14 protein-coding genes are annotated in these 15,597 nt (G+C 41.9%); 13 read left to right on the top strand and 1 reads right to left on the bottom strand.

What is annotated here, in order from left to right:
• From Q0I54_RS03450 to Q0I54_RS03440, 3 genes are all read left to right on the top strand, one after another.
• Positions 1–833: amidohydrolase family protein (locus tag Q0I54_RS03450; RefSeq protein ID WP_367270777.1), on the top strand; the 833-nt coding region annotated here is incomplete at its 5' end.
• Between the two features lie 116 nt (positions 834–949).
• A complete protein-coding gene (locus Q0I54_RS03445) occupies positions 950–1,495 on the top strand; it encodes an ECF transporter S component (RefSeq protein WP_296116459.1) in 546 nt (181 codons plus the stop codon).
• Positions 1,496–1,680: 185 nt separating this feature from the next.
• Entirely contained in the window at positions 1,681–2,406 is a 726-nt protein-coding gene (locus Q0I54_RS03440; RefSeq protein ID WP_296116457.1) for a FadR/GntR family transcriptional regulator, read from the top strand.
• A gap of 40 nt (positions 2,407–2,446) precedes the next feature.
• On the opposite strand, the gene Q0I54_RS03435 is transcribed toward Q0I54_RS03440, so the two are convergent.
• Positions 2,447–3,136 (bottom strand): FadR/GntR family transcriptional regulator, encoded by a 690-nt coding sequence (locus Q0I54_RS03435; RefSeq protein ID WP_296116456.1) that lies wholly within the window; start codon positions 3,134–3,136, stop codon positions 2,447–2,449.
• 289 nt (positions 3,137–3,425) lie between these two features.
• Between Q0I54_RS03435 and Q0I54_RS03430 the strand changes: the two genes are divergently transcribed.
• From Q0I54_RS03430 to Q0I54_RS03385, 10 genes are all read left to right on the top strand, one after another.
• Positions 3,426–4,781 carry a GntP family permease gene (locus Q0I54_RS03430; protein ID WP_296116455.1) on the top strand — a complete coding sequence of 452 codons (1,356 nt, stop codon included), beginning with the start codon at positions 3,426–3,428 and terminating at the stop codon, positions 4,779–4,781.
• A 13-nt stretch (positions 4,782–4,794) separates the two neighbouring features.
• Positions 4,795–5,031 carry an HPr family phosphocarrier protein gene (locus Q0I54_RS03425; protein WP_296116454.1) on the top strand — a complete coding sequence of 79 codons (237 nt, stop codon included), beginning with the start codon at positions 4,795–4,797 and terminating at the stop codon, positions 5,029–5,031.
• Between the two features lie 16 nt (positions 5,032–5,047).
• A complete protein-coding gene (gene ilvD / locus Q0I54_RS03420; protein WP_296116453.1) occupies positions 5,048–6,793 on the top strand; it encodes a dihydroxy-acid dehydratase in 1,746 nt (581 codons plus the stop codon).
• 2 nt (positions 6,794–6,795) lie between these two features.
• Positions 6,796–7,848 carry a sugar kinase gene (locus Q0I54_RS03415; RefSeq protein ID WP_296116452.1) on the top strand — a complete coding sequence of 351 codons (1,053 nt, stop codon included), beginning with the start codon at positions 6,796–6,798 and terminating at the stop codon, positions 7,846–7,848.
• 25 nt (positions 7,849–7,873) lie between these two features.
• On the top strand, positions 7,874–8,512 hold the full coding sequence (locus Q0I54_RS03410; RefSeq protein WP_296116451.1) for a bifunctional 4-hydroxy-2-oxoglutarate aldolase/2-dehydro-3-deoxy-phosphogluconate aldolase: 639 nt from the start codon (positions 7,874–7,876) through the stop codon (positions 8,510–8,512).
• A gap of 386 nt (positions 8,513–8,898) precedes the next feature.
• Complete coding sequence (locus Q0I54_RS03405; protein ID WP_296116449.1) at positions 8,899–9,456, top strand: LuxR C-terminal-related transcriptional regulator; 558 nt, start codon at positions 8,899–8,901, stop codon at positions 9,454–9,456.
• A gap of 39 nt (positions 9,457–9,495) precedes the next feature.
• Positions 9,496–10,842, top strand: coding sequence for an MFS transporter (locus tag Q0I54_RS03400; protein ID WP_296116447.1), 1,347 nt, complete (start codon positions 9,496–9,498; stop codon positions 10,840–10,842).
• The gene (locus Q0I54_RS03395; protein ID WP_296116445.1) at positions 10,839–12,350 is read left to right on the top strand and encodes a carboxypeptidase M32; all 1,512 of its coding nucleotides are present in this window, start codon (positions 10,839–10,841) and stop codon (positions 12,348–12,350) included. The genes Q0I54_RS03400 and Q0I54_RS03395 overlap by 4 nt, the downstream gene beginning before the upstream one ends.
• A 24-nt stretch (positions 12,351–12,374) precedes the next feature.
• Positions 12,375–13,649, top strand: a complete 1,275-nt coding sequence (locus Q0I54_RS03390) for a nitrate/nitrite transporter (RefSeq protein WP_296116444.1) — start codon at positions 12,375–12,377, stop codon at positions 13,647–13,649.
• A 1-nt stretch (position 13,650) separates the two neighbouring features.
• Entirely contained in the window at positions 13,651–15,522 is a 1,872-nt protein-coding gene (locus Q0I54_RS03385; RefSeq protein WP_296116442.1) for a Xaa-Pro dipeptidyl-peptidase, read from the top strand.
• Positions 15,523–15,597: the final 75 nt, after the last annotated feature.

The following is a 15,597-nucleotide window of genomic DNA, read 5'->3' as shown; positions in this document are numbered from 1 at the left end:
ATCAGTTACGTGGAGGATTAAAAGACTTTCATTACTATTTGTGCCGCCGACTTGGCGGTGGAATGGAGATTATTATGGATAATCATTATAATCATTTTAAAAAAATTGACGCTCATTCTCATATTGGAAAATTTGGAAGTCCGTTCAATATTGATTTTGATCTGCAGCGTCTTATGGAACAGATGGAGACTTACAATATTGAAAAAACAATTTTATGCCCGGCCGGCTGTCATTTGAATGAAGAGCTGAAGGACGCATATCAGGCGGCTCCGGATAAAATCATCCCGCTTTGCTGGGTGAATGCAAATGAAGGACAGGAAGCGTACGATATGCTGGAGCATTATCTGCGGGATGAGAATTTTGCAGGTGTAAAGATGCAGCCCTTATTTGATGCCTTTACTGCGGATTCACCGATGGTTGATCCGATCATGGAGATTGCAGAGGCATACAAGAAGCCAGTCTTTATCCACTGTGGACATCCGCCTTTCTCACTGCCCTGGCAGATCGGATTGCTGGCAGAACGTCATCCACATGTGCCGACTGTCATGATCCATATGGGACATGGACATGGTGTCTACATTGAAGGCAGCCTGAATATGGCATATAAGTATGATAATCTTTTCCTGGAAGTATCGGGAATGCCTATGGGATGTCAGATCAAAAATGCTTATGATACCGTAGGAAGTGAACGGGTGATGTTTGGAATTGATTCACCGTTCCATCATCCAAGTGTGGAAATTCAGCGTGTATATTCCTGTGGATTAAATGATGCACAGTTGGAGGATGTTTTTTATAACAATGCAAAGAAATTTATGGAACTGAAAACAATTTAGCAAAGTAGCGTGAGTGGATTAAGAATATCCGCTTGCCTGAAATGTTGTAAGCGGATTGTGAATATCTGCTTGATAAGAGAATGTGAATTCTGGGGGTAAATGAGAGGAGATAAATTATGAGTGCACAGACAAATGTGACAAATTCCGGACAGAAGATCCGGACAGTAGATATTACAGTGACAGCTGCAATGGCAGCCCTTGTATTTTTAGGAACCTATATTTTTAAAATTCCGACCATCAGCGGATATGTACATCTGGGAGATTGTATGATCCTGCTTACAGTTGCATTATTTGGCCTGAAAAAAGGTGCCATCGCAGGTGCTATCGGCGGAGGCTTATCCGATTTCATTGGCGGATATTTTTACTGGGTCGTTCCGACATTGCTGATTAAATGCATGTGGGCAATCGTGATGGGACTGATCATGCACAAGATTCTGAAAGACAAAAAAGGCTCTTTTCTGATCGGTGCAATCAGTGGAGGTGTTCTTCATATCATTGCGTATACACTGGTACGTGCAGCTATTTACGGTGGAAAAACAGCAATCATCGAGATTCCGGCGTTGGCGTTCCAGACAGGCGCAGGTATCGTGATCGGATTTGTTATTTTCATTCTTTTGAAAAAATCAGGCGTTGCCGGCCGTCTGTCCGGTATGGTAGATTAATTGCGTTTTTGTTCTTTGATAGGAAACTGCGATCACAGCTTTACCATTTGGTGAAAAATAAGGTATGTCATTGTACAGGAAGGACCTGACTGGTATTATTTGGTACACAAAAATATTTTGGGTGTTGCACTGGCTTGGTTAAATATGTATAATTACTTAAAGGTAATCAGGGAAGGGTGAACATTATGAAAAATGTAATTCAGATTGATTTGCAGCCTGTACAGACAAAACGGGCCAGTGAAGAAATATATAACCAGATCCGACAGTTGATTTTTGACGGAGAGATTCATCCGGGGGAGCGTCTTCCATCTGAACGTAAGATGATGGAAATGATGCATCGGAGCCGTCCGACGATCCGTGAAGCAATGCGTATGTTGGAGCGGGAGGGCTACATCAAGATTTATTCCGGCAGCAGCGGAGCGGTTGTGCAGGAGATTAATGTAGACAATGCGGTACAGTCTTTGGAGACGATCATTCAGATGAAGCATCTGAGCATTGAAAATATTTTGGAGTACAGACGTCAGACAGAAAATGAAGCTGCGCGTCTGGCCGCTATCCGACGGACAGAGAAAGATCTGGAGAAGATGAAAGAAATTGTCCAGAGATCCGAAGCTGCGATCGGAAATCCAGAGGAATTTATGGAATGTGATATGGAGTTTCATGTGGCTGTGGCAGAAGCATCACAGAACAGTATGTATTCTATTATGCTGCAGGTTTGTAGAAATGTGCTTGGTGAATCGTTGACACAGATCCTGAATCAGGGAAAGAAAAGTACACAGAAAGTGCGTTATGAACTGATCCTGGATGTGCACAAAAAGATTTATATTGCAGTGAAAAACCAGAAAGAAGAGGATGCTGCAAAATGGATGACAACGCATCTGATCAATGCAGAGCATGATATACTGCCGTAAATCATAAGATTTTAGGGACTGTCTCTTTGACAGTCCTTTCTTATTTTTCTGTCATCTGAATTCTCTTACGATTATAAACCAGATGCAGATACATGGCATCCTGGGCACGGAGAGGATCATGATCAGCAATGGCATCCGCAATCTCGCGGTGAGTTTCGATGGTTTCTTCATACAGTGCACCGCCAGTTGTTTCCACAAACAGAGGAATAGAGCTGTTGATTACGGGAATCAGTCTTGGAACAACAACGTTTTTGCTGCTTAAAGCGATTGCCGTATGGAATTCTATATCTGTGTGTGTATGGTCTTCGTGATTTCTCAATAGTTCTTCTACTTCATCGCAAAGTGCGGTGATTTTTTTTATGTCTTTTTCGTCAGCGTGTATAGCTGCCATTGCTACAATAGAAGGTTCCAGAAGAAATCGGACTTCTAGCAGGTCATGAATCAGCTTTTGCTTGTTGCCAATAAAAGTAAAACCTAATGGGTCTTCCACCATTCCGGGTGAAGAGGCAATATAAGTACCGGAACCCTGCCGTATCGTGACAATATTGCGGGAAGCGAGAAGCTTCATTGCTTCACGTACAGAACTTCTTCCTGCATTTAGGCGTTCAGAGAGAATTGTTTCATTAGGTAATTTATCTCCTGGCTGCAGATTTTCTTCCAAAATAAGTTCGATGATGTCTTCTGAGATTTTTTGCGGAAGACTTTTTTCTTCAGATAACAAATTCGTCATATGATTTGCTCCATTTCTAATATCTATAATTTCTGCTTTTTATGATAATATTTTCCAGAACCAATGTCAAAATGATAAAATGCACAAAAACATATATAAAAATTTAGATAAAATTACAGTATTGCGTTTTTGATAAAGAAAATATATGATAAAGTCATCAGATGAATTGAAGGGAAAATACATCAAATAACGGGGAATAGTAAGATGAGTGGTAGAAAAGGTCAGATGAATTTCTGGATAAAAGAAAAAACATCAGATGAATGCTTTACGCAAGGAGGTTAAAGGAAAAATGGAAGAAACAACTTTTGTGGCAGATCCAATGAGACTGATGATTGCAGCTGCAATCGGAATTGTGATTTTGCTGGTACTGATCATCAAATTTAAGCTTCATCCAGTTCTGTCAATGATGATTTCTGCTATCATCATCGGGGCAGGAGCCGGAATGCCGCTTACGATGATCGCGGATACGGTAGAAAAAGGTGTCGGGAAGACACTTCAGGGAATTGCGCTTCTCGTAGGGCTGGGTTCCATGTTTGGAGGAATCCTGGAAGTGAGCGGAGGAGCTCAGAGAATAGCGGAGACGTTGATCAGTAAATTCGGTCAGAAAAAAGCCGGTTGGGCACTTGGTATCACAGGACTTGTAATTGGTACGACTGTATTTTTTGAGGCTGGAGTTGTAGTGTTGATTCCGTTGGCGTTCAGTGTTGCAAAGCAGACCAAAAAATCCACACTGTATTATGCGATTCCACTTCTTGCAGGTCTGGCCAGCGGATATGCGTTTGTTCCGCCTTCTGCGGGCTCGGTACTTGTGGCAAATACACTTGGAGTAAACCTGGGAACAATGATCATGGTAGGAGTCCCTGTCGCACTGATCTGCATGATGGTCTCAGGAATTATCTGGGGAAATTTCATTGGCAACAAGATTTTTACAGAACTTCCGGTAAATGTGGAAGAAATTAAGGATGATGGAAAAGAGCTTCCACCTTTTGGCCTGGTTTTGGGAGTGATACTGATTCCACTTGTGCTGATACTGATCAGTACTTTGTCAAAATACATGCCGTTGCCGACCGGTGTTCAGGATGTTCTTGGATTTATAGGAAAGCCGTTTCTGGCATTGACAATAGCAACGCTGGCTTCGATGTACTTTTTGGGAATTAAACGTGGATTTACCGGTGAACAGTTAAAGAAAATTCTGGATCATTCACTCAGACCTGTAGGAATGATTCTTCTGGTCATTGCCAGTGGCGGAGTGATCCGTTGGATGCTTCAGGATTCCGGTCTTGGAAATATCATTGGTCCGGCGTTGGAAAAAAGTGGTCTCCCATTAATTTTGATCGCATTTCTGATCGCACTTCTGGTCAGAGCTTCGGTCGGAAGTTCTATCGTTGCAATGACAATGGCATCTGGAATTATGGCAACCATGCCGGCAGTGATGGACAGCAGCATGATTTACAGAGCGGCTATGTGTTGTGCTATCTGTGGCGGAGCAACTGCACTGAGCCATGTGAATGATGCGGGATTCTGGCTGGTAACTTCGTTCCTTGAGATTGATGAAAAGACAACTCTGAAATCCTGGACGATTATGGAGACATTGATTGGTGTCACAGCACTTGTTGTAAGCTTTATTATTTCAATCTTTGCATAGGAGGCAGAGTGTGATGATAAAAATACCAGTTTATCTGAGAGATATTTATGATGCAAAGCATCTGGTACAGGCAGCATCAGGCTGCATAAAAGATGTAGATCTGATTTGTGGAAGATATATTGTAGATGCAAAATCGATGTTGGGCGTGTTCAGTCTGCCCTCATTTGATGGAGTGGAACTTGGAGTAGAAGAAGCGGATGAAGAAAAACTCAGGAAAACATTAGAAAGTCTGAGGCTTATCAGAGAATAAAATGGAGGGAAAAATTATGCAATTAAGAAGTCAGGAAATGAGAAAACTTGCACCGGAACTTGATCCCCTGCGTATTGGGACAGGGTGGACAAAAGAAGATTTGGGAAAAGTTCAGGTTATGGTTGAGAGTACTTATGGAGACAGTCATCCAGGCAGCGGACATCTGAATATTCTTGTAGAAGAAGTACGCAAAGGAATTGCAGAAGAAGGCGGTTTTGGAGCACGTTATCACTGTACAGACATCTGCGACGGTGAAAGCCAGGGAACAGACGGAATCAACTACAGTCTGGCCAGTCGTGAGATGATCGCCAACATGATCGAGATTCATGCAAATGCAACACCGTTTGATGCAGGCGTATATCTTTCAAGCTGTGATAAGGGTGTGCCTGGAAATCTGATCGGACTTGCCAGAGTAAATATTCCTTCTGTCTTTGTCCCGGGTGGAACAATGAATGCCGGTCCGGAAATGCTGACTCTGGAACAGCTTGGAATGTATAGCGCAAAGTTTGAACGTGGCGAAATTGATGAAGAGAAGCTTGACTGGGCGAAATGTAATGCATGCCCGAGTTGTGGCGCATGCTCTTTTATAGGTACTGCATCAACCATGCAGATTATGGCAGAGGCACTTGGTCTTGCACTTCCGGGAACAGCACTGATGCCTGCAACGAGTCCGGATCTTCTTGATTTTGCAAGAGAAGCAGGAAGACAGGCAGTGAGAATTGCTCAGATGGAAAATATGCGTCCTTCAGATATTGTAACTATGGACAGCTTTGAAAATGCAATTCTTGTACATGCTGCAATTTCAGGAAGCACCAACTGTCTGCTTCACATTCCGGCGATTGCCCATGAACTTGGAATCGAGATTACAGGTGATACCTTTGACAGGCTGCACAGAAATGCCAGATATCTTCTGGATGTACGTCCTGCAGGTCGCTGGCCGGCTGAATGTTTCTACTATGCAGGTGGTGTACCGGCAATCATGGAGGAAATCAAAGAACATCTTCATTTGGATGTAATGACAGTTACAGGAAAGACATTGGGAGAAAATCTGGAAGAACTGAAGCGCAACGGATTTTATGAAAAATGTGAAAAATGGCTTCAGGAGTTTAACAAACGTTATAACGTGAATGTTACGAAGGAAGATATTATCCGTCCATATGATAAAGCAATTGGAACAGATGGAAGTATTGTTGTTCTCCGTGGAAATCTCGCTCCGGAAGGTGCAGTGATCAAACATACTGCCTGCCCGAAAGAAATGTTTAAATCTGTTCTTCGTGCGAGACCATTCGACAGTGAAGAAGAATGCCTGGATGCAGTTCTGAAGCATAAGGTTCAGAAGGGAGATGCAGTATTTATCCGTTACGAAGGACCAAAAGGAAGTGGAATGCCGGAAATGTTCTATACTTCTGAGGCAATCAGCAGTGATAAAGAACTTGGAAAAAGTATTGCCCTTATCACTGATGGTCGTTTTTCTGGTGCATCTACCGGACCGGTTATCGGACATTGCAGTCCGGAGGCTGTTGATGGAGGTCCGATCGCACTTGTTGAAGAAGGCGATCTCATTGAAATAGATGTTATGGGAAGAAAACTGAATATCATCGGAATTGCAGGAGAACGCAAGTCTATGGAAGAAATTGATCAAATCCTTGCAGAAAGACGTAAAAACTGGAAACCGCGTGAACCAAAATACAAGAAAGGTGTGCTGAGACTTTTTAGTCAGCATGCTGCAAGTCCAATGAAGGGAGCTTATCTGGAGTATTGATTATGAAACATAAATTTATTACGATTGGCGAGATTATGCTTCGACTGACTCCGCCGGACTATGAGAAAATCAGGACAGCAACAACGTTTGAAGCAAGATATGGAGGAAGTGAAGCAAATGTGGCGCTTTCCCTTGCAAATCTTGGAATAGATGCATCATTTTTTACAGTAGTTCCGGGAAATAGTCTTGGAAAAAGCGCTGTTCGTATGATGCGAAGCAATGATGTAAATTGCGACAGTGTAGTTTATTCGACAGAAGAAGAGACACCGACACATCGTCTTGGAACATATTATCTGGAGACAGGTTACGGAATCCGCCCAAGTAAAGTAGTGTATGACAGAAAACATAGTGCGTTTTCTGAATATGACTTCAGCAAAACAGATGTAAAAAAACTTCTGGAAGGTTACACCTGGCTTCATTTGAGTGGTATCACACCTGCACTTGGCAAAAACTGTCAAGAATTGATTCTGACCTGTTTGAAAACGGCAAAAGAGAGTGGAATGACAGTCAGTTTTGACGGAAATTTCAGAAGTACATTATGGAGTTGGGAGGAAGCACGAGATTTCTGCACCCTTTGCCTTCCGTATGTAGATGTTCTTTTTGGAATTGAACCATATCATATCTGGAAAAACGAAGAAAATCATAACGCCGGTGATGTAAAAGATGACATCCCGTTTCAGCCGGATCGTGATCAGCAGGAAAAAGTTTTCAAAGCTTTTGTGGAGAGATATCCAAATATTAAATGCATTGCAAGACATGTGCGCTTTGCGCATAGCTGCAGTGAGAACAGTCTTTCAGCATATCTCTGGCTGAACGGACAGATTTATGAAAGTAACCGACTGACATTTCATATCCTTGACCGTGTCGGAGGTGGTGATGCATTTGTAAGTGGTATTATTTATGCTCTGATGAATGACTATACACCGGAAGATATTGTAAACTTTGGTGTCGCAGCAAGTGCAGTGAAACATACGATTCATGGCGATGGAAATATAACAGATGACGTTTCCCTGATCAGACACGTGATGGAAATGAATTTTGATATAAAAAGATAAAAATTGTGAGTGAAAGGAAATTTAAATGATGGATATAGCAGAGAAGTTTCAGAAACTTGGAGTTGTTCCGGTAGTTGTATTGGATGATACAAAAGATGCAGTACCGCTTGCAAAGGCACTTGTTGAAGGTGGTCTTCCGTGTGCGGAAGTGACTTTCCGTACAGAGGCAGCTGAAGAATCTATCCGTCTGATGACAGAACAGTTTCCGGAGATGCTTGTAGGAGCAGGAACTGTTCTTACAACAAAGCAGGTGGATGCAGCTGTTGCTTCCGGTGCAAAGTTCATTGTAAGTCCTGGATTTGATCCGGAGATCGTAGACTACTGTCTGGAAAAAGAAATTCCTGTTTTTCCAGGATGTATTTCACCATCTGAGGTTGCACAGGCAGTAAAAAGAGGTCTTAAAGTCGTAAAATTTTTCCCGGCAGAACCGGCAGGCGGAGTTGCTATGATCAAAGCGATGGCAGCACCTTATACAGATGTTAAGTTTATGCCAACCGGTGGGATCAATTCAAAAAATCTGGAAGAATATCTTTCCTGTGATAAGATCATCTGCTGTGGCGGCAGCTGGATGGTAAAAGCGGATCTTGTAAAATCAGGAGAATTTGATAAAATCAAAGATTTGACCGCAGAAGCACGAAAACTTGTTGATTCCATCCGGAAATAATCAAGTCTATTATTTAAACGAATAGCAGAATCTTGCGTTAATGCAGGGTTCTGCTTTTTTTGTTTGATAGGAAATTACGATGAATTTCCTATCAAACAAAAGCACTTCGTGCAAACGATGCGCACTCGCACGAGAAGAGATTCTTGCTTTGCAAGCGTGCTCGGCGCGGGCAAGAAAGATGTGCTATTGACAATTTTAAACGCGTAAGTGTGTGCTAGCACACTTTCTTGTTATTTTGCATAAAAATAATAAAAAACTGTTGAAATTTTGCGTAAAGTGTGCTAATTTACAATAAAATACAAACGAAACAACAAAACGTTTATGAAAACCATAAACGAATATATAAAACATAACTAAATAAGAGCGACATAAAGTGTATACAGTATATGGAAGAGAAAGGACGCCTGAATATGGAATTCAAAGAGCTTACGTTGGAGGAATTAACCAGGGGGTATGTCTGGTCGGAAGAAGAACAGCTATATCAGTGCATTTTCTGTGGGGATAAATTTGAAGAGGGACTGATTTATTCTTCCAGGGGCAAATCCGTGAATGCACATCGTGCGATGCAGGAGCATATTTTTGATGAGCACGGCAGTGTATTTGAGTGTCTTCTGGATCTGGACAAGCAAATGAACGGGCTTTCTGATGCGCAGAAGGATGTACTGGAAGGTTTATATTATGAAAAGGACAATAAAGAAATCGGTGAAGAAATGGGGATCAGCGATGCTACTGTCCGGACATATAAATTTAATCTGCAGAAAATGAAGAGGAGAGCAAGGATTTTTCTGGCGATGATGGAGCAGATTGAAAATGAAGAAATCATTGCCATGCGCAAACGTCTCGAACCGGAACAGAATATGGAGAATATCCGTAAACCACACTTTGATACACAATTTGGAGCAAATCTGCTTCATCCGTTTTTTACACAGTATAATCTCAAATAACTATTGAACGGCTTTTTACAGAAAAGGAAGGAAGAAATCATGAATGGGGACATACATATACAGCAGGTTCAACTCAGACAGAAAAGGAATTTGATTTTATTTATTATCAGTTATGTTATTAACAATCTTGCCAGCGGCATTTTGTATGATACTTATGTAAATTATCTGCAGGAAGTGTCATTGCCGACGGCGACATCTTTTTGGGCGTTTTACGGATATGCAACATTTTTGAGCGCATTGATTTTGCTGCTTGTTCCGAAAAGTGGATATAAAAAATTGCTGTTGTTCTGTGCGGCATCGACATCCGCAGCATTTTTCTGCGTTGTGTTTGTAAAGTCGGCAACAATTTTTTATCTGTCAACGCTTCTGGCACTGACCGGAGTACAGCTGCATTTCATTATGTTGGCTCCTTATGTGGCAGCCTATGCCGGCAGCGCAGGCGGCAAAAGTATTGATTGGTATACGCGTACATATTATATGGGATATGTTGGATATTTCCTGACGACATTCCTTGGTGGTGCAGCAACTGTTAAACTGTTTTCTTCGCATGCAGGTATTTCTTTTGAAAGAGCAAGAAAATTAACGGAATATATCGCAGATACGACTGGCAGCACCCGTGATGCTTACCTGGCTGGAAACAGAGATGTCTTGATCATTACCGGTGTTGTGACATTGCTGTCCATCATACCGATCCTCTTCATTCGTGAAGAAAAATCAGATTATATCTCTGTGGATGAAACGCAGACAAAGAAGCAGAGCCTGCCGGAGAGGGCACGCGATATCTTGAGCGTGCTGTTTCGGAAAGATGCCATGATGTATTTGATCTACTGGGCACTGATCTCCTTTGCAATGGGCTTATTTACTTCTTACTATACTGTATTCCTGAACCGCAACCTGCATATAGATAAAGCGACATCTTCTCTGCTGGTATCTATTTCTTACGCGGCAATCGTGTTATTTATGTTATTTACACCATTTGTCGTGAAAAAGTTGGGAACAGTGGGAACCATTTGTTTTACAGTGCTTTTATCGATACCGTTTATGCTGATCATTGCAAACGGCAATCATTTTGGAAAAGCCATGATCCCAATGGTAGGAATTGGTCTGTTTATGAGAGCAGGCCTTGCCAATCTCGGAAGTCCTGCAGACAGCGCACTTTCGATGATGCTTGCACCGAAAAATCTGCGTCCGGCTTTCACTTCGGTTGTGAACTTTATTGCCGGGATTGTCAGTATCATCAGCGGTCATTTTACAGGAAGCATCCTTTTTACGACACAGGAAGGATATCGGACAGCCTATTATATTGCTGCCGGTTTATATTTCGTCGCAGCGCTTGTAATCATTACTTTGTTTAAGAAATATAACAGAAAAGAGGCAGAAGAATGACCTATCAGTCACAGCTTACAGAGCTGAGGGGAATGATTGAAAAAATAGAATATTACAAATATACCACAGATGCGCTCATTTACTGGGATAAAATTACTTACATGCCCAGAAATGCGATTGAATATCGAAGCAAGGTCATGTCATTTCTGGCCGGAGAGCAGTATCGGCTGCTTTCCGATAGCAGGTTTCAGAAGCTCATTCGATATTTTAAAGGAAATGCGCAAAATGATTTTGTCACCAATGCCATGATCAGAAGATTAGTTCGCAATTCTGAAAGTATTCGTGCAGTTCCGGAAGCAGAGTATCAGAAGTATGTGGAGCTGATTGCAGTTTCAGAACAGGTATGGGCAGAAGCGAAGGAAAAGAATGACTTTGCCTGCTTTCGTCCGTATCTTGCCCGGATTTTCAAAACTTTCCGCAATTTTGCGGAATACTGGGGATATGAAAAAGATCCGTACGATGCACTTTTGGGCTATTATGCGGAGGAACTTACGACAGAAACGATCGATACGATGACCGCTCAGTTAAAGCCGGTTTTGATTGAACTTCTGAATCAGGTTGAGGAAAGAAATAAAAACGGGTCAGCACCGAAAAAGATTGATATCGGACCGGTCAGCCGTGAAAAACAGCAGGCCGTATGGACGATGATCTTAGAAAAAATAGGTTTCAACTTTGACAGCGGAAGGGTGGATATCGGTTCACATCCGACCATCCTGGCAAATTCTCCTGATGATATAAGAGTAGTAAATACATTTTCCGAAAATGGTTTCTGGGGAGGAATTTTTAATATATTACACTGTGGTGGACGAGGGGTCTATAAGCAGTCAATCAGCAGGGAACTTATGGGAACCCTGCTTGCCGAATCACCGACATTTGCGGTAGAGGAAGCAATCGGAAGATTTTACGAAAATATCATCGGACGGAGCAAGGGGTTCTGGCAATACATTTATGAGCCACTTACAGACATCCTTCCGCAGTTGAAAACATATACACCGCAGGATTTATTTGAGGCGGTCAATCATGCACAACCGTCTCTGATCCGGCTGGAAGCAGATGAGCTGACCTATCTGCTTCATATCATTATCCGATATGAATTGGAAAAGGATCTGATCAGTGGTGCGTTGGATATCGATGATCTGCCAGATGCATGGAGCAGCAAATATGAAGAATATCTTGGTATCCGACCGGAGCATGATGGGGAAGGCGTGCTGCAGGATATCCACTGGGCAGCTGGCTATGTTGGTTTTTTTCCATCATATTTTATGGCAAATGTTACAGCTGCACAGATGGCAGCAGTCATGTCACAGGAAATTGGAGATCTGGATCAACTAATGCAGCAGCAGTCATTTGATAAGATCAATGAATGGCTTACACAGAATATGTATCGCTATGGCGCAGTTTATTCTGGGCGGGAACTGATGGAAAATGTCTGCCGCGGAACTTTTTCATCCACTTATTATATTGATTACTTACGGAATAAATTTTCCGAAGTATATAAACTGTTCTAAAAATAAACAAAAAGGAGAAGAATTATGAACAAGTTACTTGCAAAAATTGGCTTGGGCGAAAAAATGTCCAAAAACTTTCTGGCAATCCTGATTGTTGCTTTTGGAGGTGCAATTATCTATGGATTACCGTATTTCCGTTTTGACTACTATGATGTTTATCTGGAAACTTACCACCTGACTAATACACAGATGGGTGTTTTCGGAAGCGTACTTGGAGTTTTCGGAATGATTTCTTACTTATTTGGTGGTGTCGTAGCTGACCGTATTTCCACACGAATTATCCTGACAGTATCTTTGATCGGAACAGGTCTCGGTGGATTCTTACATCTGCTTCCACTTGGCTTTAAAGCACTTGTATGTCTGTATGCATTCTGGGGAATCAGTTCTTTGTTTGCATTCTGGCCGGCTTGTGTAAAAGCAGTTCGTATCCTTTCAGATTCCGGAGATCAGGGAAAAGCGTTCGGTTTCTTTGAAGGTGGAAGAGGTATCGCTGCTGCTCTGATGGCAATCGCTGCTGTTGCTGCATTCAGAATTGGTGCTGGAAAAATGGAAAACCAGGCACAGGGTATGAGATATGTTATTATTTTCTATTCTGTACTGACAATTGTAATGGGTATTCTTGCATTCTTTACAGTAAAAGATCAGAAAATGGAAGCCAGCGAGAGAATTTCTTTCAAAGGAATTGGAGAGGTTCTGAAACTTCCGGCAGTTTGGATCATCGCATTTGTTACATTCTGCAACTATGTATTTACACTGTCTCTTTACTACTTCACACCATATGCAACAAGTATCCTTGGCGCAACTGTAACATTCGCAGCTACACTTGCAGCAATGAAGAGATGGTTCTCTCTGTTTGGTAATGTTGGTGGTGGTTTCATCACAGATAAAGTAGGTACAGGAAGAATGTTACTGATCTCCTTTATCGTTATGGCTGCAGGTACTCTGGGAATCGTACTCCTTCCGACAAATGCAGGAAGTATCATTGCATTTACAATTCTGTTTATTGTAATTTACATTTTCTATAACGTAAACTACGCAATGACATGGGCAATGATGGATGAAGGTGCTATTCCGGAGAAATACTCTGGTACAGCTGCAGGTATTATTTCAACCATCGGATTCCTTCCGGAAATCTTCTGCTCTCTGTTAGCAGGATCACTGATCGATGGTCATCCGGGCGTAACAGGATACAGACAGTATTTTGGATTCCTGATCGCAATGCTTGTTTTAGGTGTTGTTTTCGTATGTATCTGGATGAAATTTTTGAAAAAAAGAAAAGCAAAGGAAACAGATAAATAATATGAATCAAAAACCTTATATCATAGAAAAAGTATATGTTGAAACACCGGTAGATACCGATGGTGATGGAAAAAAAGATCTCATTGCCGTATATCTCAGACTTCCGAAAGAAGTAGAGGAAGGCAAGAAAGTTCCGGCAATTTATGTTGCAAATCCATATATGCTGACATGTAACGAAGACTGGTATGTGCCGCACAATGTAGATTGTGAAGTGAAAGCTTTTCCGGCACAGGATATCAAAGAAGAAGATATCTGCTTCGATTATGAGGCTTATGAGAAAAAAATTACATCCGCTGCATTTGAGGAACGTCCGACGATGGGGTGTGTAGAGCATGCTCCAATTGACGCAGAACCGGAATTTGAATGTGTATGCGAAGCATATGAATATTTCAATGAAAGAGGCTATGCGACTGTTCTTTGTGGTGGTCTCGGAACCCGTGATTCAGAAGGATTTACACTGACCGGATCCAGAGAAGAAGTACTTGCATTCAAATCTGTTATTGACTGGCTGAATGGCAGATGCCGCGCATTTACTAACAAGACAGACAATATTGAAATTTTGGCATCCTGGTGTACAGGAAGCGTGGCAATGACAGCAAAATCCTATCTTGGTACCATGTGTATCGGTGTAGCTGCAACAGGAGTAGAAGGGCTTAAAACAATTATTCCGGAAGCAGCCATTTCCAACTGGTATGCATATTATCGTACAGGAGGATTGAATCTTCCGGCTATTGGCTGGCAGGGAGATGACGTGAATATTCTTGCAAAATACTGTTTCAGCCGTGCAAAAGATCCAGAAGATTATGAAAGTATCAAAGAAGCATATGCAAAAGCTCAGGATGAAATGATCCAGGCACAGGATCGTGCAAGCGGAAATTATAACCGTTTCTGGGATGAGCGTAATTACCTGAATCTGGTTGATAAAATCAAAGCATCTGTTTTTATTGTTCATGGAATCAATGACTGGAATGTAAAGACAAATCAGTGTATCCCGTTCTTTGAGGCACTGGAGAAACAGGGAATTCCTGCAAAGATGATGTTGCATCAGGGAGAGCATGTTTATATCCACACATTGAAAGATTCCAACATGCTTGATATTATGTATCGCTGGCTGGAGCATTATCTGAAAGGGGTAGATAATGGTATTGAGAAAGAGCCTGCAGTTCTGGTAGAGAGCGGCAGTGACCAGTCCGTATGGATGGCATCTGATACATTTCCACCGAAAGGATGGGAGGCAGAGACATTCCCAATCAGTGAAACAGGTGAAGGCGTGATCGTGGATGATCTTTCCAGCACTGTTTATGACAGATCAGCAGATAATCTTGGGGAATGGCTTGATGAACTTGTATTAAATGAGGACGCTGAGTACAAAAACCGTATAAAATATATCTGGGATCCGTTTGCTGAAAAAGGAACATCTGCTCATACAAAAGAGGCAGGGGAGAATATCAGAATCTCCGGTACAGTAAAAGTATCCTTCGATGCTGCGATCGATCGGGAAACAGCTATCCTGAGTGCTATGTTGGTTGATCTGGGGGATGCAAAGCGTATTACCGCAGAAGAGATCAAACATCCGGACGGAACATATTCCTTTGGTCTTGAGGCAGAACCTTCAAAATATAAAGTAATTTCCCGCGGATGGATAAATGCACAGAACAGATCCTGCATCTGGAAAAAGGAAGAGATCAAACCGGGTGTATCTTATCATTATGAGATTGATATGGTTCCGACTGATCACGTTCTGGACGAAGGACATGAACTTGCATTGATCCTTTATGGTATTGATGCACAGGCAACACAGAGACCGGATACAGTAACAACGATTACCGTAGACCAGGCAAGCATTCATGCAATTGTGCCAATCATCAGATAGAATAACTGTATTTTTAAGAACGACTGACCATTTTTTTGCGGCAGTCGTTCTTTTATTTTCCCCTGCGCTTTTGAT

The organism is uncultured Eubacterium sp., from assembly GCF_934295145.1.
Lineage (GTDB): Bacteria > Bacillota > Clostridia > Lachnospirales > Lachnospiraceae > Eubacterium_I.
This window is presented reverse-complemented; position numbering and strand designations above follow the sequence as displayed.